Annotated in this window: 28 protein-coding genes; 23 read left to right on the forward strand and 5 right to left on the reverse strand. The window is 64.8% G+C overall.

Features of this window, described 5'->3' with window-relative positions; genetic code table 11:
• Position 1: 1 nt before the first annotated feature.
• The 19 genes from nuoF to HNS34_RS01460 all read left to right on the forward strand — a co-directional run bounded on the left by nuoF (position 2) and on the right by HNS34_RS01460 (position 17166).
• On the forward strand, positions 2 to 1288 hold the full coding sequence (gene nuoF / locus HNS34_RS01370; protein ID WP_172317242.1) for an NADH-quinone oxidoreductase subunit NuoF: 1287 nt from the start codon (positions 2 to 4) through the stop codon (positions 1286 to 1288).
• Between the two features lie 158 nt (positions 1289 to 1446).
• Positions 1447 to 1626 carry a hypothetical protein gene (locus HNS34_RS01375; protein WP_172317244.1) on the forward strand — a complete coding sequence of 60 codons (180 nt, stop codon included), beginning with the start codon at positions 1447 to 1449 and terminating at the stop codon, positions 1624 to 1626.
• Between the two features lie 181 nt (positions 1627 to 1807).
• Positions 1808 to 2098 carry a hypothetical protein gene (locus HNS34_RS01380; RefSeq protein WP_172317246.1) on the forward strand — a complete coding sequence of 97 codons (291 nt, stop codon included), beginning with the start codon at positions 1808 to 1810 and terminating at the stop codon, positions 2096 to 2098.
• 129 nt (positions 2099 to 2227) lie between these two features.
• Positions 2228 to 2638, forward strand: coding sequence for a DUF5333 domain-containing protein (locus HNS34_RS01385; protein ID WP_172317248.1), 411 nt, complete (start codon positions 2228 to 2230; stop codon positions 2636 to 2638).
• A 248-nt stretch (positions 2639 to 2886) separates the two neighbouring features.
• Positions 2887 to 4914 (forward strand): NADH-quinone oxidoreductase subunit NuoG, encoded by a 2028-nt coding sequence (nuoG, locus tag HNS34_RS01390; protein ID WP_172317250.1) that lies wholly within the window; start codon positions 2887 to 2889, stop codon positions 4912 to 4914.
• Between the two features lie 6 nt (positions 4915 to 4920).
• Positions 4921 to 5364: a YNQ4 family lipoprotein gene (locus HNS34_RS01395; RefSeq protein ID WP_172317252.1), complete on the forward strand. Its 444-nt coding sequence runs from the start codon at positions 4921 to 4923 to the stop codon at positions 5362 to 5364.
• A 6-nt stretch (positions 5365 to 5370) separates the two neighbouring features.
• A complete protein-coding gene (gene nuoH, locus HNS34_RS01400) occupies positions 5371 to 6411 on the forward strand; it encodes an NADH-quinone oxidoreductase subunit NuoH (RefSeq protein ID WP_172317254.1) in 1041 nt (346 codons plus the stop codon).
• 3 nt (positions 6412 to 6414) lie between these two features.
• Positions 6415 to 6657, forward strand: coding sequence for a hypothetical protein (locus HNS34_RS01405; RefSeq protein ID WP_172317256.1), 243 nt, complete (start codon positions 6415 to 6417; stop codon positions 6655 to 6657).
• A gap of 14 nt (positions 6658 to 6671) precedes the next feature.
• Positions 6672 to 7166, forward strand: coding sequence for an NADH-quinone oxidoreductase subunit NuoI (gene nuoI / locus HNS34_RS01410; RefSeq protein ID WP_172317258.1), 495 nt, complete (start codon positions 6672 to 6674; stop codon positions 7164 to 7166).
• Positions 7163 to 7369: a hypothetical protein gene (locus HNS34_RS01415; RefSeq protein ID WP_172317260.1), complete on the forward strand. Its 207-nt coding sequence runs from the start codon at positions 7163 to 7165 to the stop codon at positions 7367 to 7369. The genes nuoI and HNS34_RS01415 overlap by 4 nt, the downstream gene beginning before the upstream one ends.
• Entirely contained in the window at positions 7366 to 7779 is a 414-nt protein-coding gene (locus HNS34_RS01420) for a carboxymuconolactone decarboxylase family protein (RefSeq protein WP_172317262.1), read from the forward strand. The genes HNS34_RS01415 and HNS34_RS01420 overlap by 4 nt, the downstream gene beginning before the upstream one ends.
• Positions 7780 to 7783: 4 nt before the next feature.
• Positions 7784 to 8398 (forward strand): NADH-quinone oxidoreductase subunit J, encoded by a 615-nt coding sequence (locus tag HNS34_RS01425; protein ID WP_172317264.1) that lies wholly within the window; start codon positions 7784 to 7786, stop codon positions 8396 to 8398.
• Between the two features lie 81 nt (positions 8399 to 8479).
• Positions 8480 to 8788 (forward strand): NADH-quinone oxidoreductase subunit NuoK, encoded by a 309-nt coding sequence (gene nuoK, locus HNS34_RS01430; RefSeq protein ID WP_172317266.1) that lies wholly within the window; start codon positions 8480 to 8482, stop codon positions 8786 to 8788.
• 4 nt (positions 8789 to 8792) lie between these two features.
• The gene (nuoL, locus tag HNS34_RS01435; protein WP_172317268.1) at positions 8793 to 10931 is read left to right on the forward strand and encodes an NADH-quinone oxidoreductase subunit L; all 2139 of its coding nucleotides are present in this window, start codon (positions 8793 to 8795) and stop codon (positions 10929 to 10931) included.
• Positions 10932 to 10941: 10 nt separating this feature from the next.
• On the forward strand, positions 10942 to 12489 hold the full coding sequence (locus tag HNS34_RS01440) for an NADH-quinone oxidoreductase subunit M (protein ID WP_172317270.1): 1548 nt from the start codon (positions 10942 to 10944) through the stop codon (positions 12487 to 12489).
• Positions 12490 to 12499: 10 nt separating this feature from the next.
• On the forward strand, positions 12500 to 13936 hold the full coding sequence (gene nuoN, locus HNS34_RS01445) for an NADH-quinone oxidoreductase subunit NuoN (RefSeq protein WP_172317272.1): 1437 nt from the start codon (positions 12500 to 12502) through the stop codon (positions 13934 to 13936).
• Positions 13937 to 13939: 3 nt separating this feature from the next.
• Positions 13940 to 14689 (forward strand): biotin--[acetyl-CoA-carboxylase] ligase, encoded by a 750-nt coding sequence (locus HNS34_RS01450; protein WP_172317274.1) that lies wholly within the window; start codon positions 13940 to 13942, stop codon positions 14687 to 14689.
• 21 nt (positions 14690 to 14710) lie between these two features.
• A complete protein-coding gene (locus HNS34_RS01455; RefSeq protein WP_172317276.1) occupies positions 14711 to 15493 on the forward strand; it encodes a type III pantothenate kinase in 783 nt (260 codons plus the stop codon).
• Entirely contained in the window at positions 15490 to 17166 is a 1677-nt protein-coding gene (locus HNS34_RS01460) for a ribonuclease J (protein ID WP_172317278.1), read from the forward strand. The genes HNS34_RS01455 and HNS34_RS01460 overlap by 4 nt, the downstream gene beginning before the upstream one ends.
• 66 nt (positions 17167 to 17232) lie before the next feature.
• On the opposite strand, the gene HNS34_RS01465 is transcribed toward HNS34_RS01460, so the two are convergent.
• The 3 genes from HNS34_RS01465 to HNS34_RS01475 all read right to left on the reverse strand — a co-directional run bounded on the left by HNS34_RS01465 (position 17233) and on the right by HNS34_RS01475 (position 21254).
• Complete coding sequence (locus HNS34_RS01465; RefSeq protein ID WP_172317280.1) at positions 17233 to 18864, reverse strand: DEAD/DEAH box helicase; 1632 nt, start codon at positions 18862 to 18864, stop codon at positions 17233 to 17235.
• Between the two features lie 251 nt (positions 18865 to 19115).
• Positions 19116 to 19574: a hypothetical protein gene (locus tag HNS34_RS01470; protein ID WP_172317282.1), complete on the reverse strand. Its 459-nt coding sequence runs from the start codon at positions 19572 to 19574 to the stop codon at positions 19116 to 19118.
• A gap of 72 nt (positions 19575 to 19646) precedes the next feature.
• Complete coding sequence (locus HNS34_RS01475) at positions 19647 to 21254, reverse strand: peptide chain release factor 3 (RefSeq protein WP_172317284.1); 1608 nt, start codon at positions 21252 to 21254, stop codon at positions 19647 to 19649.
• Positions 21255 to 21435: 181 nt separating this feature from the next.
• On the opposite strand from HNS34_RS01475, the gene HNS34_RS01480 reads away from it, so the two are divergent.
• Positions 21436 to 21684 carry a hypothetical protein gene (locus HNS34_RS01480; RefSeq protein ID WP_172317286.1) on the forward strand — a complete coding sequence of 83 codons (249 nt, stop codon included), beginning with the start codon at positions 21436 to 21438 and terminating at the stop codon, positions 21682 to 21684.
• A gap of 9 nt (positions 21685 to 21693) precedes the next feature.
• Here the strand turns inward: HNS34_RS01480 and HNS34_RS01485 are convergent, their stop codons facing one another.
• Entirely contained in the window at positions 21694 to 22524 is an 831-nt protein-coding gene (locus tag HNS34_RS01485) for a universal stress protein (RefSeq protein ID WP_172317288.1), read from the reverse strand.
• A gap of 96 nt (positions 22525 to 22620) precedes the next feature.
• Positions 22621 to 23622, reverse strand: coding sequence for a Hint domain-containing protein (locus tag HNS34_RS01490; protein WP_172317290.1), 1002 nt, complete (start codon positions 23620 to 23622; stop codon positions 22621 to 22623).
• Positions 23623 to 23760: 138 nt separating this feature from the next.
• On the opposite strand from HNS34_RS01490, the gene HNS34_RS01495 reads away from it, so the two are divergent.
• From HNS34_RS01495 to HNS34_RS01505, 3 genes are all read left to right on the forward strand, one after another.
• A complete protein-coding gene (locus HNS34_RS01495) occupies positions 23761 to 24540 on the forward strand; it encodes an SDR family oxidoreductase (protein ID WP_172317292.1) in 780 nt (259 codons plus the stop codon).
• Positions 24541 to 25332: 792 nt separating this feature from the next.
• Positions 25333 to 26427: an ABC transporter ATP-binding protein gene (locus HNS34_RS01500; protein ID WP_407925847.1), complete on the forward strand. Its 1095-nt coding sequence runs from the start codon at positions 25333 to 25335 to the stop codon at positions 26425 to 26427.
• A 141-nt stretch (positions 26428 to 26568) separates the two neighbouring features.
• Entirely contained in the window at positions 26569 to 26796 is a 228-nt protein-coding gene (locus HNS34_RS01505) for a twin-arginine translocase TatA/TatE family subunit (protein ID WP_172317294.1), read from the forward strand.
• Positions 26797 to 26810: the final 14 nt, after the last annotated feature.

Consider the following 26810-nt stretch of genomic DNA (forward strand, 5'->3'; position numbering starts at 1 on the left):
GATGCTCCAGGACAAAGACCGGATTTTCACCAATATCTACGGGATGCACGACCGCGACCTGGCCGGGGCCAAGAAACGTGGACATTGGGACGGCACCAAGGATCTGATCGCGCTTGGCCGCGACAAGATCGTCGAGATCATGAAGGCCAGCGGCCTGCGGGGGCGCGGCGGCGCGGGGTTCCCGACCGGTCTGAAATGGTCCTTCATGCCCAAGGAAAGCGACGGGCGGCCCGCCTACCTGGTGATCAATGCCGACGAATCGGAACCTGGCACCTGCAAGGACCGGGAGATCATGCGCAACGATCCCCACACCCTGATCGAGGGCGCGCTGATCGCCAGCTTCGCGATGAACGCGCATGCCTGCTATATCTACCTGCGCGGCGAATATATCCGCGAACGCGAGGCACTGCAGGCCGCCGTGGACGAGGCGTATGACGCGGGCCTGCTCGGGCCGAACGCCGCCGGGTCGGGTTGGGATTTCGACCTCTACCTGCATCACGGGGCAGGGGCCTATATCTGCGGCGAGGAAACCGCGCTGCTGGAAAGCCTGGAAGGCAAGAAGGGGATGCCCCGGATGAAGCCGCCCTTCCCGGCGGGCGCGGGGCTTTATGGGTGCCCGACCACGGTGAACAATGTCGAGAGCATCGCCGTCGTCCCCACCATCCTGCGTCGTGGCGCGGAATGGTTCGCGGGCTTCGGTCGGCCCAACAATGCGGGCACCAAGCTCTTTGCGATCTCGGGCCACGTCAACAACCCCTGCGTCGTGGAAGAGGCCATGTCGATCAGTTTCGAGGAACTGATCGAAAAGCATTGCGGCGGCATTCGCGGCGGCTGGGACAACCTCAAGGCGGTGATCCCCGGCGGCTCCTCGGTGCCTTGCGTGCGCGGCGAGAACATGCGCGACGCGATCATGGATTTCGACTACCTGCGCGGCGACCTGCAATCGGGCCTCGGCACGGCGGCGGTGATCGTGATGGATCAGTCGACGGACATCATCAAGGCGATCTGGCGGCTGGCGGCCTTCTACAAGCACGAAAGCTGTGGCCAATGCACGCCCTGCCGCGAAGGCACCGGCTGGATGATGCGGGTGATGGACCGTCTGGTGAAGGGCGACGCGGCGGTCGAGGAAATCGACATGCTGCTGGACGTGACCAAGCAGGTCGAGGGTCACACGATCTGCGCGCTCGGTGACGCGGCGGCCTGGCCGATCCAGGGCCTGATCCGCAACTTCCGCGACGAGATCGAGGATCGCATCAAGCACAAGCGCGGCCCCATCGCGGCCGAATAGGCGCCGGAATGCAGCGGCGAAATTCCTGACAAACCTGTCAGGAAAAGCGGACAAAGCTGTCAGGAATTTCCCGCAGCCCTCGCCGCATCGTGATTTTGCCGGGGGCGGGACCGGGGCTATGCTGGCCGGGCCCATTCCCGCAAGCAGGAGCCCGCCCGATGTGCTACGGACCCCATGAACATCGCCAGATGATGCAGGATATGGCGCGCCGCACCGAGGGCCTCCGCGCGCCGAGGGTTTCGCTGGCGGGCGTGCTGGCCGCGCTCGGGCGCTGGCTCGGCGGGCGGCAGGAAGGGGCGCGGGCGGGGCAGCCCATTCCGGCGAAGGCCCGTCGCTAAGCGATTGGTATCATGCCATATCCCGTCACGAGGCCCGATCCGAAAGCGCGCGCTGTTGCAAAACTGATCGCCCGACCGTCAGGCAGGCGCCTCATTTCTTGCCCGGTTGGCCCCCACCCGCTATGATACCCGTGAATTGGACAACGCCCCGCGAAAAAGGGGCGAGCCAACGGAGGCGGCAGTGGCAGATCAACCGATGCACAGCAATCGCCCGGTCCTGACCGGGTTCTACCGGGCCTGGATGACGGTGGTGTTCCTGGTCCTGATCGGGCTCGGGCTTTGGCTCGGCTATACATGGGGCATCGGCGGCTCGATCCTGGGCGCGGTGATCGGGGCGCTGCTGGCGGGCATGGTGATGATGCTGCTGAACACGCCCGAAAAGCTGGAAGGCGCGATCTACTCGACGCTTGGCCTGGCCTTGGTGGGCCTGGTGATCTACCTGATCATCGCCTTCTGGGGCGTGCGGATATAGGCGGTTTCCTCAGGAAATCGGCGATTTCGGGCCGATGTCGCCGGATGACGGGCGGTTGATATTGAATGACAGGGGGGCGTGCCCCACGTCTCAAGCCTCGTCGAGCCGATTTTTCGAAAGGACCTGTTCATGATGCTCCGATTGACCCCGCTTCTGGTTGCGGGCCTTCTGGCCGCTGCGCCCACGCAAGCGCAAGCCGAAGACTGGGACGCGCTGCGCAACGACCCGCAGATCAGCGAGGGCCTGATCATCTTTTCCATCGCGCGGCGTATCCACAAGCGATGCCCCGACATCTCGGCCCGCCGCATTCGCGCCCTGGGTTTCATCAACAGCCTTGTCGGCATGGCCGAGGACCTCGGCTATTCGCGCAGCGAGATCAGGGCCTTTGTGGATGATGATGCGGAACAGGATCTGGTACAGGCAGAGGCCGACGCACGGCTTCTGGCGCGCGGGGCCTCGCCCACCATGATGGAGGGCTATTGCACCGTCGGCCGCGAGGAGATCGCCGCGGGCTCCGCCATCGGGCAGCTTCTGCGCTGATCGGCACCGCCTGCCGGAAAGAAGGCCCGCGCCGGGATGCCCCCCGCGCGGGCCTTTTCGCGTGTCCGGCGCGGCGAAAAACCACCCCGTCCGGTCACGAAACCCCTCCGTCCCGCGTTGCAAATCCCTCCCGAACGCGGCATTGGGGGGGCCATGTGGAATTTCCGCGTGAATCCGGGTGGGCGCTGCGTTAGACAGGGCTGCAAACCATGCCCCTTCCGACGCGCGCGCCCTGCAAAGGTAAAGCCATGACCGAGCTACGCAAAATCAATATCGACGGCAAAGAGGTCGAGGTCGATCCGGCCATGACCCTGATCCAGGCCTGCGAACAGGCCGGGGTCGAGATCCCGCGCTTTTGCTATCACGAACGCCTCTCGATTGCGGGCAATTGCCGGATGTGCCTGGTCGAGGTCGTGGGCGGCCCGCCGAAACCGGCGGCAAGCTGTGCCATGCAAGTGCGCGATCTGCGCCCCGGCAAGGATGGTGAGCCGCCGATGGTCCGGACCAACAGCCCGATGGTCAAGAAGGCCCGCGAAGGCGTGATGGAATTCCTGCTGATCAATCACCCGCTGGATTGCCCGATCTGCGACCAGGGCGGCGAATGTGACCTGCAGGACCAGGCGATGGCCTATGGCGTCGATTTCAGCCGCTACCGCGAGCCCAAGCGCGCCTCGGAAGACCTGGAACTCGGGCCGCTTGTCGATACCCAGATGACGCGCTGCATCTCGTGTACCCGCTGCGTGCGCTTCACCTCCGAGGTGGCGGGCGTCATGGTGATGGGCCAGACCGGCCGCGGCGAGGATGCCGAGATCACCACCTATCTGGGGGCGATGATCGATTCGAACCTGCAAGGCAATATCATCGACCTCTGCCCGGTGGGGGCGCTGACGTCCAAGCCCTACGCCTTCACCGCGCGTCCCTGGGAGCTGTCCAAGACCGAGACCATCGACGTGATGGATGCGCTTGGCAGCAATATCCGTGTCGATACCAAGGGGCGCGAAGTCATGCGCATCCTGCCGCGCAACCATGACGGCGTGAACGAGGAATGGATCAGCGACAAGACCCGCTTTGTCTGGGACGGGCTGCGCAAGCAGCGGCTGGATAAACCCTACATCCGCGAGAATGGGCGTCTGCGCCCCGCGACCTGGCCCGAGGCTTTGGCCAAGGCGGCGGACGCGATGAAGGGGGCTGGCAAACTGGCCGGTCTGGTCGGCGACCTGGCCCCGGTCGAGGCCGCTTATGCACTGAAAACGCTGGTTGAATCGCAAGGCGGCTCGGTCGAATGCCGTACCGATGGCGCGCGCCTTCCCGCCGGCAACCGCGCCGCCTATGTCGGGACCACCACGGTGGAGGACATCGACGATGCCGAGATGATCCTGCTCATCGGCACCAACCCCCGCGTTGAGGCGCCGGTGCTGAACGCGCGCATCCGCAAGGCCTGGATCGCGGGCGCCGAGGTCGCGCTGATCGGCGAGGCCGCCGACCTGACCTATGACTACTACCATGCCGGGACGGGCCGTCAGGCGCTCTTGGACATGATCGCGGACGGTGTCTCGGAGGAAACCCGCGACGAGAAGAAGACCATCGTGATCGTGGGGCAGGGTGCCCTGCGCGAGGCCGATGGCGAGGCCGTGCTGGCACAGGCGCAGAAGATGGCCGAGATCTCGGGCTCGGGCCTTCTGGTGCTGCACAGTGCGGCGGGCCGGGTCGGCGCGATGGACGTGGGGGCCGTGACCGAGGGCGGCATGGAGGCCGCGATTGACGGCGCGGACGTGATCTACAATCTCGGCGCCGATGAGGTCGAGATCGACGCAGGCGCGTTCGTCATCTACCAGGGCAGCCATGGCGACCGGGGCGCGCACCGCGCCGACGTGATCCTGCCGGGGGCCGCCTATACCGAGGAACAGGGGCTGTTCGTCAACACCGAGGGCCGCCCGCAACTTGCCCTGCGCGCGGGCTTCGCGCCCGGTGAGGCCAAGGAAAACTGGGCTATCCTGCGCGCGCTCTCGGCTGAAATGGGGCCCACGCTGCCCTTCGACAGCCTGGCGCAGTTGCGGACCGCACTGGTCGAGGCGGTGCCGCATCTGGGCCGTATCGACGAGGTTCCGGAAAACGAGGGTGATGCGCTGGAGCTTCGCACACCCGGCAATGCCGATTTCGTGCCCGCGATCGGCGATTTCTACCTGACCAACCCGATTGCGCGCGCCTCCAGCCTGATGGCGGAGCTGTCGGCAGGGGCCAAGGCGCGGGCCGAGACGGTCCTGGCGGCGGAGTAACCGGCGATGATGCCGGGGATCAAAATCGCGGCGTTCGGGGGCGCGTTGGCGGTGCTGGCCGCCTGCGCGCCCGGCGCGCGGCAGGCCGAACCCCCCGAGGCCCCCGAGGCCCCGGAGACCAGCCGCGACATCCCCGTGGAATTGTTCGAGTTCATGGGCGTGCAGACGCGCCTGCTGGATGACGATCTGGTCAATTTCCACGTCACGATGCGCGGCGCGCGCAACCGCGAGGATGTGGCGCTCTATGCCGAATGCGCCGCCGCGCAATATGCGGTGATCCGGGGCTACGGCTTTGCGCGACATGTGCGCACAAATGTGGATGAAGAGTCTGGCCTTTGGCGGGCAGATGCGGTTTACACCGTGTCACCGGCGCTCCCGCGGGGGGTGCAGACGATCGACGCCGAAGTGGTGGTCGCGGACTGTGCCGAGCAAGGCATACCGACGGTGTGAGGGACTATGGTTGAATTCTTTACGACAACGGGTTTGGGCATCACCCTGCTGACCGTGGGGCAGATCCTGCTTCTGGTGGTGCCGCTTCTGGTGGCGCTGGCCTTCCTGATGTATGCCGACCGCAAGATCTGGGCCGCCGTGCAGATGCGCAGGGGGCCCAATATCGTGGGTGCCTTCGGCCTGCTGCAAAGCTTTGCCGATTTCCTGAAATACATCCTGAAAGAGGTCGTGTTCCCCGCAGGCGCCGACCGTGCCGTGTTCCTGCTGGCCCCGATGGTCAGCCTGGTGATGGCGCTGATTGCCTGGGCCGTGATCCCCTTCGATGACGGCTGGGTGCTGGCCGATCTCAACGTCGCGGTCCTCTATGTCATGGCGATCTCGTCGCTGGAGGTCTATGGCGTGATCATGGGCGGATGGGCCTCGAACTCGAAATACCCGTTCCTGGGGTCGTTGCGCTCGGCGGCGCAGATGATCTCCTACGAGGTGTCCCTGGGCCTCATCGTCATTGGCATCGTCATCTCGACCGGATCGCTGAATTTCGGGGCCATCGTCGCCGCGCAGGATGGCAATCTGGGCCTGCTCAACTGGTACTGGCTGCCGCATTTCCCGATGCTGATCCTGTTCTTCATCTCGGCGCTGGCGGAAACCAACCGCCCGCCCTTCGACCTGCCCGAGGCGGAATCGGAACTGGTCGCGGGCTACCAGGTGGAATATTCCTCGACGCCCTTCCTTCTCTTCATGATCGGCGAACTTGTGGCCGTGGTGCTGATGTGCGCGCTGGTTGCGCTCCTGTTCTTCGGCGGCTGGCTCAGCCCCATCCCCGGCCTGCCCGATGGCATCTGGTGGATGTCGATCAAGATTCTGCTGGTCTTCTTCGTCTTCTCGATGGTCAAGGCGATCACCCCGCGCTACCGCTATGACCAACTGATGCGGATCGGCTGGAAAGTGTTCCTGCCGCTTTCCCTGGGTTGGGTCGTGCTGGTCAGCTTCGCGGCGAAATTCGAATTGTTCGGCGGCGCCTATGCCCGCTGGATGGTAGGGGGCTGAGGGATGACGCTTAGCGGCACTACATTTTATTCCTACAGTAATGACGGAATTGATTTGACCATATGGGTCCGAGAGGGTGGATTTTTTCTCGCAGAACAGAATGAAACACTTGGTCACTATCCAACAGTAGAAGAAGCGGTTGGGGCTGCTGTATCTACTAAGAAATTCGAGGGGTTTGCCGCTGAAGCTACCGAGCGCTTGGCTGATCTCGCCAGTTGGGAGCCTGGATTTCAGGTGAACGGATAGGTGGAGGAAATCAGATGACCCAGATCGACTATACCCGCGCCGCGAAATACTTCGTGCTTTGGGATTTCATCGTCGGCTTCAAGCTTGGGCTGAAATATTTCTTCTCGCCCAAGGCGACGTTGAACTACCCGCATGAGAAGGGGCCGCTTTCACCCCGTTTCCGCGGCGAACACGCGCTGCGGCGTTACCCCAATGGCGAGGAACGCTGCATCGCCTGCAAGCTGTGCGAGGCGATCTGCCCGGCGCAGGCCATCACCATCGACGCCGAACCGCGCGAGGATGGTAGCCGCCGGACCACGCGATACGACATCGACATGACCAAGTGCATCTATTGCGGCTTCTGCCAGGAGGCCTGCCCGGTCGATGCCATCGTCGAAGGCCCGAATTTCGAGTTTGCGACCGAAACGCGCGAGGAGTTGTTCTACGACAAGGCCAAGCTTCTGGAAAACGGCGAGCGGTGGGAAGCCGAGATCGCCCGCAACCTGGAAATGGACGCGCCCTACAGATGAGTGAGAATGTGGATAACCTGATCCTGACCCAATCGCGGGAAATGCGCGAGGAGAACGCAACCTTCCGTAAAGAGGTTCGCAAGGAGCTGTCCGATCTGCGCAACTTGATCGGCGGGCAAGGGGTCTTGCTGACCTCCATTGCGGGATACATCCATCAGGTGGAAGAGCGCGTGGAGTCGCTGGAAGGGACAGACCCGACATGACCGACACCCCGCAAAACCCCTTCGAGGCGCTGTTCAAGCAGACGCAGGACATGGCCAAGGACATGGCCAAGGCGATGAACCCCGCGCTGGCCAGCTTCACCCCCGACGGGTTCGAGAAGATGTGGCCCACCATCCCCGCCGAGATGATGGAGATGATGATGGGCAAGCAGTTCAACCCGGAAGGTTTGGACTCGAAAACCCGTCTGCTGCTGACGCTTCAGGGCCTGACCATCCAGGGCGCCCATGCCGAGCCGCAGATCCGCCTGACCGTGCGCCACGCGCTGGAGGCCGGGGCCACCAAGCAGGAGATCGCGGATACCATCGCGCAGGCGGCCATGTTCGGCGGCGTGCCCGCGATGACCAAGGCGATGGACCTGGCCCGCCAGACCATCGACGGAAACGAGGAATAGACCCATGGGCGTTGTCGATTTCACCTTCTACCTGTTTTCGCTCACCACCGTCCTGGCGGGCCTCTTCGTCGTCGTGGCGCGCAACCCGGTGCATTCGGTGCTGTGGCTGATCCTGGCCTTCCTCAGCACGGCCGGCCTGTTCGTGCTGATCGGGGCGGAATTCGTCGCCATGCTGCTGATCATCGTCTATGTCGGCGCGGTGGCGGTCCTGTTCCTCTTCGTCGTCATGATGCTGGACGTGGATTTCGCCGAGTTGAAGGCCGAGATGGCGAAATACGTGCCGCTGGCGGGGCTGATCGGCGTGGTGATCCTGATCCAGCTGTCGATGGCCTTCGGGTCGTGGCAGTTCTCGGAAGGGTTCGACGGACGCCTCGGCAACCCGACGCCCGCGCTGTCCGAGATGCACAATACCGAGGCGCTCGGCGCGATCCTCTATGACCGCTACTTCCTGCTGTTCCAGCTTGCCGGGCTGATCCTGCTGGTCGCCATGATCGGCGCGATTGTCCTGACCCTGCGCCACCGCACCGACATCAAGCGCCAGAACGTGCTGGCCCAGATGTATCGCGACCCAGCCAAGGCGATGGAGTTGAAGGACGTGAAACCGGGGCAGGGTCTGTAACGCCCGCCCGCACAGATATTCGAGGGCCCGCGCGCCCTCGACGACGAATGAATGGGGACGAGAAAACCCCGGAGGGACGAGATGAGTATCGCACTTGAACATTACCTGACGGTGGCCGCCGCGCTGTTCGTCATCGGGATTTTCGGGATCTTCCTGAACCGCAAGAACGTCATCATCATCCTGATGTCGGTCGAGCTGATGCTCTTGGCGGTCAATATCAACCTCGTCGCCTTCTCCGCCTATCTGGGCGATCTGACGGGGCAGGTCTTCACCCTCTTCGTCCTTACCGTCGCCGCCGCCGAGGCCGCCATCGGCCTGGCCATCCTGGTCTGCTTCTTCCGCAACCGCGGCACCATCGCGGTCGAAGATGTCAACGTGATGAAGGGCTGAGACCATGGAAACCATCCTCCTCTTCGCCCCCCTGGTCGGCGCCATCATCTGCGGGTTTTCCTGGCGGCTGATCGGCGAACAGGCGGCCTGCGTGGTCTCGACCGGCCTTCTGTTCCTGTCCATGGCGCTGTCCTGGATCGTGTTCTTCGCCTTCGATGGTGAGACCTATACCCGCGACCTCTTCACCTGGATCGCGTCCGGATCGCTCGACACAAGCTGGCAGGTGCGCATCGACCGGCTGACCGCGACGATGCTGATCGTGATCACCTCCGTCTCGGCGCTCGTGCATCTCTACAGCTTCGGCTACATGGCGCATGACGAGCATTTCCGCGAGGGCGAGAGCTACCGCCCCCGCTTCTTCGCCTATCTCAGCTTCTTCACCTTCGCGATGCTGATGCTGGTGACGGCGGACAACCTGTTGCAGCTCTTCTTCGGCTGGGAAGGGGTCGGCGTCGCCTCCTACCTTCTCATTGGCTTCTACTTCCGCAAACCGACCGCCGGGGCCGCCGCGATCAAGGCCTTCGTCGTCAACCGGGTCGGCGATTTCGCCTTCCTGCTTGGCATCTTCGCGCTCTTCAAGCTGACCGACAGCATCAATTTCGACGTGATCCTGGCCATGGGGCCGGAACTGGCGGAGATGACGATCAGCTTCCTGGGCTATGAATTGAACGCGGCCAACACCATCGGCATGCTGCTGTTCTTTGGCGCGATGGGCAAATCGGCGCAACTGTTCCTGCACACCTGGCTGCCCGACGCGATGGAAGGCCCGACGCCGGTATCCGCGCTGATCCACGCCGCGACCATGGTGACGGCGGGCGTGTTCCTGGTCATCCGCATGTCGCCGGTGCTGGAATACGCGCCCTATGCGACGAATTTCATCGTCATCATCGGGGCCGCGACGGCGTTCTTTGCCGCGACCGTGGGCCTGGTGCAGAACGACATCAAGCGCGTCATCGCCTATTCGACCTGTTCGCAACTGGGCTACATGTTCGTGGCGGCGGGTGTGGGCGTCTATTCGGTCGCGCTCTTCCACCTCTTCACACATGCCTTCTTCAAGGCGATGCTGTTCCTCGGCGCAGGCTCCGTCATCCACGCGATGCACCATGAGCAGGACATGCGCAACTATGGCGGTCTGCGCAAGAAGATCCCGCTGACCTTTGCCGCGATGCTGATCGGCACGCTGGCCATTACCGGCGTCGGCATCCCGCTGACCTATATCGGCTTTGCCGGGTTCCTGTCCAAGGACGCGGTGATCGAGAGCGCCTTCGCCTTCGGCGGCGGGCTTGGCCTCTACGCCTTCTGGGCGCTGGTCATCGCCGCCTGCTTCACCAGCTTCTATTCCTGGCGGCTGATGTATCTGACCTTCTTTGGCACCCCGCGCGGCGACCGCCATGCCCATGACCACGCCCATGAAAGCCCGATGACCATGCTGATCCCGCTTGGCGCGCTGGCGCTCGGGGCGGTGTTCTCGGGCATGATCTGGTACAACTCCTTCTTCGGCTCGGTCGACCAGGTGGGCCGGTTCTTCGGTGTGGAATACGCCGAGGAGGGTGAGGTCGGCGCAGAGGAAGCCCATGCCGAGGAGGCGGGCGACCCCGTCATCGAGGGGGCCGCTGCCGAGGAGGCGGGCGACTACGCTGGCGAAGACGCGGGCGGTTACGGCGAGGCGCATTACGTCTTTACCGGCGCGCCCGGCGATGGTGCGATCCACATTGCGCCGGACAACAATGTCCTGAACGACGCCCATGCCGTGTCCACCTGGGTCAAGCTTGCGCCCTTCATCGCCATGCTGATCGGGTTCGGGACCGCGACGCTGTTCTACATCGTCAACCCGTCCCTGCCGCGCCGTCTGGCCGAGACCAACCGCCCCGCCTACCTCTTCCTGCTCAACAAGTGGTATTTCGACGAGATCTACAACTGGCTCTTCGTGATCCCCGCGGGCTGGCTTGGCCGTCTCTTCTGGCGCCGGGGCGATGGCAATATCATCGATGGCGGCATCAACGGGCTGGCGATGGGGATCATCCCCTGGTTCACCAGGATGGCGGGCCGCGCGCAATCGGGCTACCTCTTCCATTACGCATTCGCCATGGTCCTGGGCATCGCCCTTCTGATCACCATCGCGACCCTGAGCTTCGGGGGCTGAGAGATACGACATGCAAGATAACCTCCTGTCCATCGTCACCTTCCTGCCGCTCGTCGCCGCAATCGTGATGGCCGTGTTCCTGCGCGGCAATGATGAGGCCGCGCAGCTTGGCGCGAAACGCATGGCGCTGTTTGTCACCGCCGCGAATTTCGTCATCTCGCTGTTCATCCTGACCCGGTTCGACGCCTCCAATCCCGGCTTCCAGCTTGTCGAGGAGGGCGAGTGGATGATGGGCCTGACCTACAAGGTGGGCGTCGACGGGATCAGCGTGCTCTTCGTGCTGCTGACCACCTTCCTGATGCCCCTGACCATCGCCGCCTGTTGGGGGGTCAGCACCCGCGTCAAGGAATACATGATCGCGCTGCTGGTGCTGGAGGCGCTGATGATCGGCGTCTTCGTGGCGCTGGATCTCGTCCTCTTCTACCTCTTCTTCGAGGCGGGGCTGATCCCGATGTTCCTGATCATCGGCATCTGGGGCGGCAAGGACCGCATCTATGCCGCGTTCAAGTTCTTCCTCTACACCTTCCTCGGCTCGGTCCTGATGCTGGTGGCGATCGTGGCGATGTATATTGATGCCGGCACCACCGACATCCCGGCGCTTCTGGATCATCAGTTCAGCGCGGCCCCGCTTTCCGTCTTCGGCTTCCAGATCATGGGCGGATTGCAGACAGTGCTCTGGATCGCCTTCTTCGCGAGTTTCGCCGTCAAACTGCCGATGTGGCCGGTGCATACCTGGTTGCCCGATGCCCATGTGCAGGCGCCCACGGCCGGTTCGGTCGTGCTGGCCGCGATCCTGTTGAAGATGGGCGGCTACGGCTTCCTGCGTTTCAGCCTGCCGATGTTCCCCGTCGCGTCCGACATGATGGCCGAGTTCGTCATGTGGCTGTCGGTCATCGCGATCATCTACACCAGCCTGGTGGCGATGGTGCAGGAGGATATGAAGAAGCTGATCGCCTATTCCTCCGTCGCGCATATGGGTTATGTCACGATGGGCATTTTCGCCGCCAACCAGCAGGGCGTCGATGGCGCGATCTTCCAGATGATCAGCCACGGCTTTATCTCCGGCGCGCTCTTTCTCTGCGTGGGCGTGATCTATGACCGGATGCACACGCGCGAGATCGACGCCTATGGCGGCCTGGTGAACCGGATGCCCGCCTATGCCGCCATCTTCATGCTGTTCACCATGGCCAATGTCGGCCTGCCCGGCACGTCGGGCTTCGTGGGCGAGTTCCTGACCCTGATCGGCGTCTTCCAGGTCAACACCTGGATCGCGGTCCTGGCCGCGACCGGCGTGATCCTCAGCGCCGCCTACGCGCTCTGGCTCTATCGCCGGGTGGTGTTCGGCGATCTGATCAAGGAAAGCCTGAAATCCATCACCGACATGTCGACGCGCGAGCGCCTGATCTTCGCGCCGCTCATCTTCATGACGATCCTGCTTGGCGTCTATCCGAGCCTCGCGCTCGATATCATCGGCCCCTCGGTCGAGGCGCTTGTTTCCAATTACGACCTGGCGCTGGAAAACCTCGTTCCCGCCAACGCCGTCGCTGCCAGCAACTAGGGGTTTCTCGATGCTCGCCTCCGATCTCTCCATCCTGCTGCCCGAGATCATCCTCGCCGTCTTCGCGATGCTTGGCCTGATCACGGCGGTCTATACCTCCAAGGACGGGCTGGCCCCGGTGCTGGTCTGGCTGACCGTCGCGGTCTTCGTGGGCGTTGCGGCGATGATCGGCCTGTCGGGCGGGCCGACGCAATCGGCCTTTGGCGGCATGTTCATCGACGACGGCTTTTCGCGTTTCGCCAAGGTGGTGATCCTTCTCTCGGCGGCCGCGATCCTCTTGGTGGGGCAGGAGTTCATGGTCCGCGACGACCTGATGCGGTTCGAATACCCGATGCTGATCACGCTGGCGGCGGTCGGCATGATGGTCATGGTCTCGGCGGGCGACCTGATGACGCTTTACATGGGGTTGGAGCTGCAATCCCTTTCGCTCTATGTCGTGGCTGCCCTGCGCCGCGATTCCGCGCGATCGACCGAGGCCGGCCTCAAGTATTTCGTGCTCGGCGCGCTCTCCTCGGGGCTGCTGCTCTATGGCGCGTCGCTGACCTACGGCTTCGCGGGCACCACGCTTTTCTCGGGCATCTTCGAGGCGGCAGAGGGCGGCGCGTCGCTCGGCCTGGTCTTCGGCCTTGTCTTCATGATCGCGGGCCTGGCGTTCAAGGTCTCCGCCGCGCCCTTCCACATGTGGACGCCGGATGTCTACGAGGGCTCGCCCACGCCGGTCACCGCCTTCTTCGCCACCGCGCCCAAAGTGGCCGCGATGGGCCTTTTCGCGCGGCTGGCGCATGACGCGTTCGGCGGCGTCGTCGGCGACTGGCAGCAGATCGTCGCGCTTCTGGCGGTGTTCTCGATGTTTCTGGGCGCCATCGCCGCGATCGGGCAGACCGACATCAAGCGGCTGATGGCCTATAGCTCGATCACCCATATGGGCTTTGCCCTGATGGGGCTGGCGGCGGGCGACGAACAGGGCGTCAGCGCGATGCTGATCTACATGGCGATCTACGTCACGATGAATATCGGCACCTTCGCCTTCATCCTGTCGATGACCCGCGATGGCCGTCACGTCACCAATATCTCGGCGCTGAACGGCCTCTCCTCGCGTGAGCCGGTGAAGGCGCTGGCGCTGCTGGTGCTGATGTTCAGCCTTGCGGGCGTGCCGCCGCTGGTGGGGTTCTTCGGCAAATACGCGGTGCTGGTCGCCGCCGTGAATGCGGGGCTGAACTGGCTTGCGATCCTGGGTGTCATCGCCTCGGTGATCGGCGCGTTCTACTACATCCGCATCGTCTATTTCATGTATTTCGGCGAAGAGCGGGAGCCGCTCGATCCCTCTGGCAACCGGCTGGCGATGGTGGGCCTGATGACCGCCGCCGCGATCATGCTGCTCGGGGTCTTCAACCTCTTCGGGATCGACGACCTGGCGATGGCGGCGGCCGCGACGCTGGTGAACTGACCCATGACCGGCTGGCCCCAGGGCGTGGGCCGCCGGGTCTTGTCCACCGTTGACAGCACCATGGCCGAGGGCGCGCGCATAGCGCCGACGCTGGCCGGACCCGAGTGGGTGCTGGCGCATGCGCAGACGGCGGGCCACGGACGCCGGGGCAGGGCCTGGGCCTCGCCTTCGGGCAATTTCATGGCCTCGCTGGTGATGCGCCCGACCGAGCCGCCCGAAGTGGTCGCGCTGCGCAGCTTTGTCGCCGCACTTGCCTTGCGCGACGCGCTGCAGGACGCGACCGGCAGGGCGGACGGGCTCGCGCTGAAATGGCCCAATGACGTGCTTCTGAATGGCGGCAAGCTGGCCGGTATCCTGCTGCAGAGCATCGGAGCGGGCGCGCGCGTTGATCACCTGATCATCGGCATCGGCGTCAACCTCGCCACGGCCCCCGGCACGGGGGAGGTGGAGCCCGGCGCGGTGCCGCCCGTGAGCCTCCTCTCCGAGACAGGGGCGCAGGTCACGCCCGAGGACTTCCTCGACCTCCTCGCGCCCGCCTATGCCCGCCATGAGGCTGCCTTCACCACCTACGGCTTCGCGCCGATCCGCACCGCCTGGCTGGCAGGGGCCGCGCGGTTGGGCGAGACCATCACCGCGCGCACGGGCCGCGAGGCCATTACGGGTCGGTTCGAGACCGTGGACGAGGCGGGCAACCTCGTCCTCTCAACCCCCGGGGGCCAGCGGATCATTCCCGCCGCCGAGATATTCTTCTGACCACGACAGGGAGGCCGCGACATGCTTCTGGCCATCGACACCGGCAATACCAACACCGTCTTCTCGATCTGGGACGGGGACCAGTTCCTGGCGACCTTCCGCACGACCACGGAACATCAGCGCACGGCGGATCAGTATTTTGTCTGGCTCTCGACGCTGATGGAGCACAGGAAGCTGCATGATGTGGTGATCACCGACGCCATCATCTCGTCGACCGTGCCGCGCGTGGTATTCAACCTGCGCGTCCTCTGCGACCGCTACTTTGACTGCCGCCCGCTGGTGGTGGGCAAGCCCGACTGCCTGCTGCCGACGCCCCCCCGCGTCGATGAGGGCACGCAGGTGGGCCCCGACCGGCTGGTCAACACCGCCGCCGCCTATGACCGGCATGGCGGTGACCTGATCGTGGTCGATTTCGGCACCGCCACCACATTCGACGTGGTGGCCCATGACGGCGCTTACGTGGGCGGCGTCATCGCGCCGGGCGTGAACCTCAGCCTGGAGGCGCTGCACCGCGCCGCCGCCGCCCTGCCGCATGTCGATGTGACCAAGCCGCAATCCGTCATCGGCACCAACACGGTGGCCTGCATGCAATCAGGTGTCTTCTGGGGCTATATCGGCCTGGTGCGCGGTATCTGCGACCGGATCCGGGGGGAATATGACCGACCGATGCGAATTATCGGCACCGGGGGGCTTGCGCCGTTGTTCTCGCAGGGCGATGTGCTATTTGACCTGATCGAGGACGACCTGACCATTCACGGACTGACCGTGATCTACAAATACAACAAGGAACACGGGGCAATATGAGCAAATCCAAACGGCTGATCTACCTCCCCCTCGGCGGCGCGGGGGAGATCGGGATGAATTGCTATGTCTACGGCTTTGGCGCCGAAGGCAAGGAGCGGTTTATCCTGGTCGATATCGGCGTGAGCTTTCCCGACATGGACGGCACGCCGGGGGTGGACCTTATCCTGCCCGACATCGCCTGGCTGGCGGAGCGCAGCGATCGGCTGGACGGCATTTTCATCACCCACGCGCATGAGGATCATGTCGGCGCGGTCGGCCATCTCTACCGGCACCTCAAGGCGCCCGTCTTCGCGCGGCCCTTCACCGCCTATCACGCGCGCCGCAAGCTGGAGGAGACAGGGGCCGACCCCGATGTGGTGGTCGAGGCCCCGGTCTGGCCCGAGACGGTCACAGCGGGCCCCTTCACCGTGGGTTTCGCGCCGACCTCGCATTCCATCCCCGAGGCGTCCGCACTGGTCATCGACAGCCCCGGCGGCCGCATCGTGCATTCGGGCGATTTCAAGATCGACCATGACCCGCGCGTCGGCGAACCCTTCGATGAGGCGATGTGGGAGGAGATCGGCAAGGCGGGCGTCCGCGCCCTGATCTGCGATTCGACCAACGTGTTTTCCCGCCATGAGGGCCGCAGCGAAAGCGAGCTGCCAAAGCCCATCACCGAGCTTGTGGCAGGTGCAAGGGGCATGGTCGTTGCGACCACCTTCGCCTCGAACATCGCGCGGCTGAAGACGCTGGCCGAGGCCGGCAAGGCGGCGGGGCGCACCATCGTGCTGATGGGCCGGGCGATGAAACGCATGGTGACGGCGGGGGTGGAAACCGGCGTGCTCAAGGATTTCCCCGCCACCATCAGCCCCGAGGACGCAACCCAGATCCCGCGCGAGAACCTCATGCTGATCGTGACCGGCAGCCAGGGCGAACGCCGCGCGGCCTCGGCGCAGCTCAGCCGTGGCAAATACCTCGGCCATCAGCTCAAGGAAGGGGACATGTTCCTCTTTTCCTCCAAGACCATTCCGGGCAACGAGATCGGCGTCGCCCGCATCCAGAACGCGATGTCCGAACTGGGGGTCGAGATCGTGGATGAGCAAAGCGGCTTCTACCACGTCTCGGGCCATGCCAACCGGCCCGACCTGCAGAAGATGCACGCGCTGGTGAAGCCGCAGATCCTGATCCCCAACCATGGCGAACACCGCCATTTGCGCGAACATTGCCGGGTGGGTGAGGGCGGTGGCGTGTCGTCGATCCTGGCCCCGAACGGGTCGCTGGTGCAGCTGTCCGGCAATGCGCCGGGCGTGGTCGAACATGTCGAGGTCAGCCGCACCTACCTGGATGGCTCACGCCTCATTGGGGCCTTTGACGGCGTCGTGCGCGACCGCATGAAACTGGCGCTGAACGGGCTGGTGGTCGTGGCGCTGATCGTCGACGAGGATGACACATTGCTGGAAGGCGCCTGGGTCGAGACGCGCGGTTTGCCCGAGACCATCGGCAAGGGCGCATCGCTGCAAGAGGCGCTGGAGGACAACCTGGAAGGGCTGTTGCCGCGCCTCGACGACAAGACGGTGATGGATGACGACAAGCTGGAAGACGCGGTGAAACGCGCCGTCCGGCAGGTCTGCGTGGCCGAGATCGGGCGCAAGCCCGAGGTCACGGTGATCACGTCACGGCTGATGGCGGATTGATGCGGTCGCGGCGGGGGGAGGCTTTTCGAAAAGCCTCCTGAGGGCCTTCGAAGGCCCTCACCCCCGTCAGGCCGCGCTTTCGTTGTCGTTTTCTGCCTCGGACGGCTCCTCGGCAGGCGCTTCCGCCTCGGGGGTCTCTTTCGGCTTCTTCGCACGGGATTTCCGCTTCGGCTTGGGCTTTTCCTCTGCCGCTGTCTCCGGGGTTTCCTCGACGTCGATCTCGACCGTTTCGTCCTCATCGGTATCCGGTGTCACGGGCCGCCCGCGCCGCTCATCGAAGCTGAGCGCGATGAAATCGGGCAGGTGATCGCCAAGGCCGACAACCTGACCCCTGGAGCCACTGCCACCGCCACCACGGCTGCTGCCGCGCGACGACCTGCGCGGGGCCTCTTTCGGCTTCTCCGCGGGCTGTTCCGGGGTCTTCGCCTCGGCGGGTGTCTCCTCGGCCTCAGGCTCCTTCGGCTTGGACCGCGAGCGGCTGCGCGATTTGCGGGCGGGTTTTTCCTCGTCCTGCTCGGGCTTGGCCGGGGACGTGCTGCTGCCGCCGGGAGACCAGGGGGCCTCGATACGCGGAACCGGCTGGCCGATCAGATCCTCGATTGCCGAGAGGTATTTGCCATCCGAGGGCACCGCCAGCATGATTGTCGTGCCCTTGCGACCGGCGCGACCCGTGCGCCCGATGCGGTGGACGTAATCCTCGGCATGGCTCGGCACGTCGTAATTCAGCACGTGGCTGACATTGGGGATATCCAGCCCGCGCGCCGCCACATCCGAGGCCACCAGGAACTTGATCGAACCGTCGCGGAAGCCGTCCAGCGTCCGCGTGCGGTGCGACTGGTCCAGATCGCCATGGATCGGCTCGGCGTTCAGCCCGTGTTTCTTGAGCGACTTCGCCACCACATCCACATCCACCTTGCGGTTGCAGAAGATGATCGCGTTGGTCAGTTTCTCGCCTTCGCCCGTGATCACCGCGCGCAGCATCTCGCGTTTCTGCTTGGCGGTCTGGTCGCGGCGGGTGGGCTGGAATTCCACCAGCCCTTGCAGGATCGTGTCCGAGGCCGTGGCCTGGCGCGCCACCTCGATCCGCTCGGGGTTCGAGAGGAACATGTTGGTGATGCGCTCGATCTCGGGGGCCATGGTGGCCGAGAAAAAGAGCGTCTGCCGGGTGAACGGCGTCAGGCCGAAGATGCGCTCGATATCGGGGATGAAGCCCATGTCCAGCATCCGGTCGGCCTCATCGACCACCATGACCTTGACGTCGGAAAGGATCAGCTTGCCGCGCTCGAAATGATCAAGCAGTCGGCCCGGCGTCGCGATCAGAACGTCGACGCCCTTGTCGATCAGCTTGTCCTGTTCCTTGAAGCTGACGCCGCCGATCAGCAGCGCCTTGGTCAGGTTCACATGCTTGGAATAGGTGTCGAAGTTTTCCGCCACCTGGGCGGCCAGTTCGCGGGTCGGGCACAGCACCAGGCTGCGCGGCATCCGGGCGCGGGCGCGGCCACGGGCCAGCACGGTGATCATCGGCAGGGTGAAGCTGGCGGTCTTGCCGGTGCCGGTCTGGGCGATCCCCAGAACGTCGCGGCCTTCCAGCGCGGGCGGGATGGCGCCGGCCTGGATCGGCGTCGGCTCGGTATAACCGGCGTCGACAACGGCTTTCAGAACCTTGGGATTAAGGTTGAGATCGGAAAATTTGGTCATATGCGTCCAGTCAGGCGGGCATCGGTGCCCGGAGAAATTGGGTGATTGGAGCGCATGGTATCCTGTCGCGCCCCGCGGGCTGAGCGTCTCCGCAGATCGGGACGCTGCGCCCCGCAATAGACTATGCGGGCATGATCGTCAAATGGCTGTTTTCGCGGGGCCTTAGCCTGTGTTGCTGCGGGCGCGCATCCGCGAGAGCCGGGCAAAGACGCTGCGTGGATCCCCCATCAGGTCGCGCAAGAGGCAGCGGGTCATGGCGGCGCAAGGGCCTCGGCAAAAAGTGCGGCGGGCGCTTGGATGGGAATGGCCCCTTCACGCCCGATCAGGGTGGCGGAAAACCCGTTGCGCGCGGCGTGTTCCAGCATCATCGGCCCAAGCGCGATGAACCCGACCGCGTTGTCGCGGCAAGTGCCGTGGGTGCAGCCCGCGCGGCTGGGAAGGCGGCGGAAGGGCAGTGCGCGCCCGTCCTGCCAGGCCTGCCACATGCGGACCCGATGCACCCCGTCGCGGCGTTGCTGGATGACCAGCGCGCGGGTGGTCTCAACCCCGTCCGTGGCGATCAGGACATGGCCCAGAAGCACGTGATGCGGGTGATCCGAGATCACCACCTGCCGCGTCACCGAGCCCGACAGGCCCGTATCGGGCGACACGGGGGCGCGTTCGGCCGCACAGGCGGAGAGGATCAGGCAAAGGGCAAGCGCACGCAGCATCGCCGCGAACCTGGACCTATCGGGGTTAAGATCGGGTTAAGGCAACCTGGAGAGAGAGGCAGCGCCCGCCCCTTACACCATCATTTCCTTGGTCGCCGAGAGCGTCACATCGGGGTAGTCGCGCACAACGCGGTCGATATCCCACTGCATCCGGGTCAGGAAGACCTGGTCGCCATCGTTGTCGATCGCCATGTGCTGCTTGTTGGCGTTGATGAACTTGTCGACTGCGGCCTTGTCGCCCGTCACCCACCGGGCCGAGGTGAATTGCGACGCCTCGAAGCGCACGGGCAGGCCGTATTCCAGCTCGATCCGGCTTGCCAGGACCTCGAATTGCAGCGCGCCGACGACGCCGACGATGAAGCCCGAGCCGAAACTCGGCTTGAAGATCTTGGCGGCGCCCTCCTCGGCAAACTGCATCAGCGCCTTTTCCAGGTGCTTGGCCTTGAGCGGATCGCCCGCGCGGCAGGTTTGCAGCAGTTCCGGGGCGAAGGAGGGGATGCCGGTAAAGCGCAGCGCCTCGCCTTCGGTCAGCGCGTCACCGATGCGCAATTGTCCATGGTTCGGGATGCCCATGATGTCGCCGGCCCAGGCTTCCTCGGCCAGCTCGCGGTCGCTGGCCAGGAACAGCACCGGATTGCTGATCGCCATCGGCTTCTTCGTGCGCACATGGGTCAGCTTCATGCCGCGCTTGAAATGGCCCGAGGCGAGACGCACGAAGGCCACCCGGTCGCGGTGCTTGGGGTCCATGTTGGCCTGCACCTTGAAGACGAAGCCGGTGACCTTGCCCTCCTCGGGCGCGACCTCGCGCGGGGTCGCGGTCTGCACCTGCGGCTCAGGGCCGTAACCCGCGATGCCTTCCATCAATTCCTTGACGCCGAAACTGTTGATGGCCGAGCCGAACCAGATCGGGGTCAGCGTGCCCTCGGCCATGGACTGCCGGTCGAAGCGGGGCAGCAACTCGCGCGCCATCTCGACCTCCTCGCGCAGCTTCTCCAGCAAATCGGCGGGGATGTGATCGGCCAGCGCGGGGTCGTCCAGCCCCTCGATCTTGACGCTTTCGGCGACCACGTTGCGGTCGGCGCGGTCCATCAGTTCCAGCCGGTCATTGATCAGGTCGTAGCAGCCCAGGAACTCGCGCCCCATCCCGATGGGCCAGCTTGCGGGCGTCACGTCGATGGCCAGGTTCTCCTGGATCTCGTCGATGATATCGAAGGTGTCGCGGCTTTCGCGGTCCATCTTGTTGCAGAAGGTCAGGATCGGCAGGTCGCGCATCCGGCAAACCTCGAACAGCTTCTGCGTCTGGCTTTCGACGCCCTTGGCCCCGTCGATCACCATCACGGCGGCATCGACGGCGGTGAGGGTCCGGTAGGTGTCCTCGGAGAAATCCGAGTGGCCGGGGGTGTCGACCAGGTTGAAGCGATACTTGCCGTATTCGAACGACATGGCCGAGGCGGAGACGGAAATGCCCCGGTCCTTCTCCATCTGCATGAAGTCCGACCGCGTGCGCCGCGCCTCGCCCTTGGCGCGTACCTGTCCCGCCATCTGGATCGCGCCCCCGAAGAGCAGGAATTTCTCGGTCAGCGTGGTCTTGCCCGCATCAGGATGGCTGATGATGGCAAAGGTCCGCCGACGGGCGATCTCGGGCGGAAGGGAGGGGCGGTTTGAGGCATGATCCAGCATGGAGGCGCGTATAGGTGAAGCGGCAGGCGGGGGCAATCGGTGTCGCGCGATCTCGGGTGGTCGTGACGAAAATCGCTGTTTCCAGAGGGCGTTTGTAAAGGGGGTCTTGCAAGACACGGGAGGCGGAAACGCCTTCCTTTCCCAGTGCGACAGCCTGTGGTGCAGTCGAGATTTCGACCAAATGACGGTCTACCGTGTCAAGACCGAGAACTACGCGGTGATCCTCGCCAATGGCGCGCCTGCGGAAACCTTCATCGACTATGTCGGACGTGCCGCCTTCGACAACCACGCGGAATATCTCGACCTCTACGGCTGCGAGCGGCTGATCCCGGAGATGCCCGCCCCCCGCATCTCGACCGCGCGCCTGCTGCCCGAGGCGATCCGCGCGCGGTTGGGGATCGCCATGGAAACGGTCCCGCTCAGCGCCTGACGCCCGGCCTCAGGGCCGCGCGATTAGCACGTCGCAGGGCGGCACCCGCATCAGCGAGGTCGCGACGCTGCCCAACAGCGCTCGGTGCTGTCCGACCTGGCCATGCGCGCCCGCGCTGATCAGCGTGGTGGCCCCGCGGGCGGCCTCGTTCGACAGCACGTCCAGCGTGCTGCCGGTGCGGATCACGGTCGGCGCGGCGGCGGCGGGCAGCGGATATTCCCCGCGCCAGCGCGCATCGCTTTCACGCGCCGCCTTGCGGAAACTGGCCTCGATATCGTCGGTGCCGCCGGCCTGGGTCAGGATGCCCTGGTAGGGAACATGGATCGAATGCACCGGCGTCAGACGCGCGGCGGGGGCCAGCTCATGCGCCAGCTTGATCGCGGCGGCGGCGGCGGGCGAGAAATCGGTCGCGCCAAGGATATGGTCGTAGGGCGCTTCGGTCGGATCGACCGCGACCAGAACCGGGCAATCGGTCAGCCGCACGATGCGCTGCGCCGTGGTCTCGCGGATGCTGTCCAGAAAGCGTCGCTCGCGATGCGTGCCCATGATCAGCAGGTCGGGCCCCATCTCGCGCACCAGGTCGATCACGGTGGCGGTGGGGTCGCCGATGACGACCTTGACCGTCGTCCTGACCGCCTCGGGCGCAGCCTCCAGCATCCGGCGCAGGTCGCCTTCGCAGGCGGCCTTCAACTCGACCGCGATCGTATCGGGCGTGGCGTCATCGACGACATGCAGCACGCTGAGCATGGCCCCGGTGGCGTCGGCCAGCTGCACCGCCCGACGCAGGGCGCGGTCGCTGCGGGCGGACATGTCGGTGGCGACAAGGTACGAAAGGCTCATGGACGGATACTCCTGAAAAGGGGCGCTTTGCAGGTCAGATGGGGCGCCGGACCCATTCTCACAAGAGCGTGAGGCGCCGCCGCGACGATATGGCCGTCAGTCGCGCGCCTTGCCCTGGCTGGCGCGGGTCAGGCGGGTGGCGGGGTCTTCCCCGCCCTCCAGCGCGGTTTCCTGCACCTCGATCTCGGCGGCGTTCATCCGGTCCGAGGCATTGTCGCCGGGGGCCACGTCCTCGGGCAGGGCGGCGCGGGTCTGGGGCGTGACCAGCAGGCTTTCGACCGCGACGCCCTCGGCATAGATGATCTCGTGGCTGTCAAAGAGGATCTGGTAGGTCTCGATGAAGCCGCCTTCCTCGCGGGTGATGGTATCGCCATTGACCAGATGCGCGGCCTTGACCAGAACCTCGGCGCGGCCGGTGCCAAGCTCATCCCGGCGCTGCCAGATGAAGAGGCGATGATGCGGGGAAAGGCGCAGGTCGCGGGCGACGTTCAGGGTGCCTTCGCGGATGCGCACGGGGGCCAGCGCGCCGGTCGCGCGCTGCACCTGCTGGCCGATCCAGCGGATGGGTTGGGGGCCGTGGTCGCGGGTCAGCAGTCGGTCGCCCTCGGCCAGCTCCTCGACCGGTTTCTGCGCGCCGCCCGCCAGCGTCAGATGGGTGCCCGAGATGAAGCTGACACAGGCGATATCGGCCAGCCTTGCGGGCGCGCTCTCGGTTTCCGAGGCGACCAGTTCATATTCGCCGCGCGGCTCCAGCGAGGCCAGCGGCAACACATGGCGGGTGGTGGCCTCCTCGCCCGAGACGCCGAGGACAAGCAGGTCGATCAGCGTGCCGTCAGGGGCCATCACGCTGTGGCAGACCTCCAGCGTCACGCGGTCGCCGGGGCGGCCCACCTCGCTGCCATCGGCCACCTCCTGCCCCTCGGGGCCGTCCCAGATCGCCAGGGCAGCGGGCAGGGCGTCGCGGTGCAGCCGGTAGAGGTCGCCCGGCACGACATCGGCCAGCCCCCCCATCGGATCCTTCTCATTCGCGCCCCAGGACACGGTCAGGGCCTGCGCGGGATAGGTCGGAAAGCTGAACTGCGCGGTGCGGCGGGGCATGTCACTGGTCCTGGGGCTCGGGGGCTTTTTCACCTGCCTAGGAGGCGCGCGCGGACCCGTCAAGCGGCAGGTGCTGGTGCGCGCGTGCGGGCGATGCTAAGCCTGCGCCAACACCGACAACAATCTGGGAGAGCTTCGATGGATCTGGGAATTGCAGGAAAACGCGCGTTGGTCTGCGCGTCCTCCAAGGGTTTGGGACGCGGCTGCGCCGAGGCGCTTGCGGGCGCGGGCGTCAACCTGGTGCTGAACGCGCGCGGGGCGGACGCGCTGGAGGAAACGGCCGCGGCGATCCGCAAGGCCCATGGCGTCGAGGTCACCGCCGTTGCCGCCGACATCACCAGCGAGGCGGGCCGGGCCGAGGTTCTGGCCGCCGCGGGCGATGTCGATATCCTGGTCACCAATGCGGGCGGCCCACCGCCGGGCATGTGGACCGACTGGGAGCGTGAGGATTTCATCAAGGCGATCGACGCCAACATGCTGACGCCGATCGCGCTGATGAAGGCGCTGATGCCCGGCATGATCGACCGGGGATGGGGCCGCGTGGTCAACATCACCTCGCAATCGGTGAAATCGCCCATCGCGGTCCTGGGCCTGTCCAATTCCGCCCGCGCCGGGCTGACCGGCTATGTCGCCGGAACCGCGCGCCAGGTGGCCGAGAAGGGCGTTGTGATCAACAATCTGCTGCCCGGCATCCATGCCACGGACCGGGCGGATTCGCTGGATTCCGGCGTGGCGAAGGCGCAGGGCATCTCGCTGGAGGAGGCCAGGGACAGGCGCGCCTCGGGCATTCCCGCGCGCCGCTATGGCACGGCGGAAGAATTCGGCGCCACCTGCGCGTTCATGTGTTCGCAACATGCGGGCTACATGATCGGGCAGAACATCCTGCTCGATGGCGGCGCGCTGAACGCCACCTTGTAAGCGCAAAGGCGGGATCGGGAGGGGGCAAGCGCGCTCTCTCGTCCCGCTGAGCCGCGATTTCGGCGGATTTCGTGGCCATTTCGGGCTTCGGAGACAGGGCAAAACCTGAGGCTTTCCGGGCCTCGCCATGTGATCCGCCGCAGTTCACTGAATTTTAAGGAAAATCCGCGACACCTTGGATAGGGTGCCGGGGCTGTGCCGTGCCGATTGTCATATGTTCGGGACGCAAGGCGCGAGGTTGAGACGGGCGATGGGATAGCGTCGGTCTGGGGGTTTGGGCGGTTGAATCGAGTTTCGATCAAAAGACGTGTCATCACTGAAGTTTCGGCACATAACACGACATTTTGCATCAAAACCCGAGGGGCGCAGATTCCAAATACACAACATAGACAGGGGAGTCAGTTTCAGATTCGTCGTATAAGATTCCATATATACGATAATCTTGCGGGTTTTCGGCAGGATGTCGGAAAATCATCGTTCGCAGAATAAAAATTTGTGATCAAATCGTCAGAACACCGAAGATTCTTCTCGCTGGCTCCCGGCAAGTCGGGCCGAATCCGCCGACCTGCGGTGAACTGGCCAATATCTCGCGGATCGCGGCGTGATTTTCATACCCTGCCGGATGGCACCCATGTGGACAAGTCTGTGGATGAAACAGGAAAGACATGGGATTCAAGTGTGATATCTCTGCATCTTGGAAAACTGGTTGAAGCGGCGTCTTCCGTCCCGACCGGCATGGCACGGCTTGAATCAGCCGCCGGTCGCTGGTAGCTGCAAAACCCGATGTAATTGATCGGAAATCCCATCGCCGTGCTGCCTGCCGCCCGCCTGGAAGTCGACCATATCACCTGTGACTTCGACGGGCGCAGGGTGCTGCATGACGTCTCGCTGGATGTCGCAGCGGGGCAGGTCATGTGCCTTCTGGGGCCGTCGGGCTGCGGCAAGACCACAACCTTGCGCGTCATCGCCGGGATCGAACGGCAGAGCCAGGGCAAGCTGCGCATCGACGGGCAGACGCTGGCGGATGGCGCGCTGCACCTGCCGCCAGAGGCGCGCAGTGTCGGGCTGATCTTCCAGGATTTCGCGCTTTTTCCGCATCTCAGCGTGGCGCGGAACATCTCCTTCGGCCTGTCCGGCACGCGTCGCGAAAAGGCGGCCCGTGTCGAGGAGCTACTGGCCCGCGTCGATCTGCAAGGCTATGCCGACAAGGCCCCCCACATGCTGTCGGGCGGTGAACAGCAACGCGTGGCGCTGGCCCGCGCGCTGGCCCCGAAACCCGCCGTGATGCTGATGGATGAGCCGTTTTCCGGCCTCGACAACCGGCTTCGTGACGGTATCCGCGACGAAACCCTGGACCTTCTGCGCGAGGAGGGGACCGCTGTTGTCCTCGTCACGCATGAACCCGAGGAGGCGATGCGCATGGCCGATACCATCGCGCTGATGCGGGGCGGGCGGATCGTGCAGCAGGGCGCGCCCTACAACATCTACAACGCGCCCTGCGACAAGGACGCGGCCGCCTTCTTCTCGGATATCAATGTGATCACAGGCAACGTGCAGGGTGCGCTGACCGACACCGCCTTCGGCCAGTTTCTCGCCCCCGGCTACGCGGACGGCACCAGGGTCGAGATCGTGTTCCGCCCGCAGCACGTCAAGATCGACTTCGACCGCGGCGGCCGCGGCCCCAACCCCACCCCGCATGACGGCGTGCCCGCGCGCGGCGTCGTGGAACGGGCGCGCTTCATGGGCCATGAAAGCCTGGTCGAGTTCCGCATGGACTTCAACAACCAGATCCTCAAGGCCACGGTTCCGGCGGTCTTTTTGCCCAAGCCGGGAATGGCGCTATGGCTGACCGTGCGGCGCGAACGCTGCTTCGTGTTCCGCAAATAGGGGCCGATGACGCGATTTTGCGCAGGAATCTGCCCCCGCCGTACCGATTTGGGCTTTGATCCGGGGCGCAGAGCCCATACATCAGGGGGGTGACAGTCGCGGCGGCGTCCCAAACCGCCCGCCGCAAACAGGAGACAAGACATGCTCAACAATATTGGCCTGCCGGGCATCCTGCTGATCGCGGTCGTCGTGCTGGTGCTTTTCGGGCGCGGCAAGATCGCCGGTCTGATGGGCGAGGTCGGCAAAGGCATCACGTCCTTCAAGCGCGGCGTGCGCGAGGGGGCCGACGAGATCGAGAATGCCAGCGATGACGATGTCGGCGAAACCGCCCGCGACGTGACCCCCGAACGGGACCGCGAAAACGCCTGAACCGGCGAGAGCTG

The sequence above is a fragment of the Alterinioella nitratireducens genome (assembly GCF_013155465.1).
In the GTDB taxonomy this organism is placed as follows: domain Bacteria; phylum Pseudomonadota; class Alphaproteobacteria; order Rhodobacterales; family Rhodobacteraceae; genus Alterinioella; species Alterinioella nitratireducens.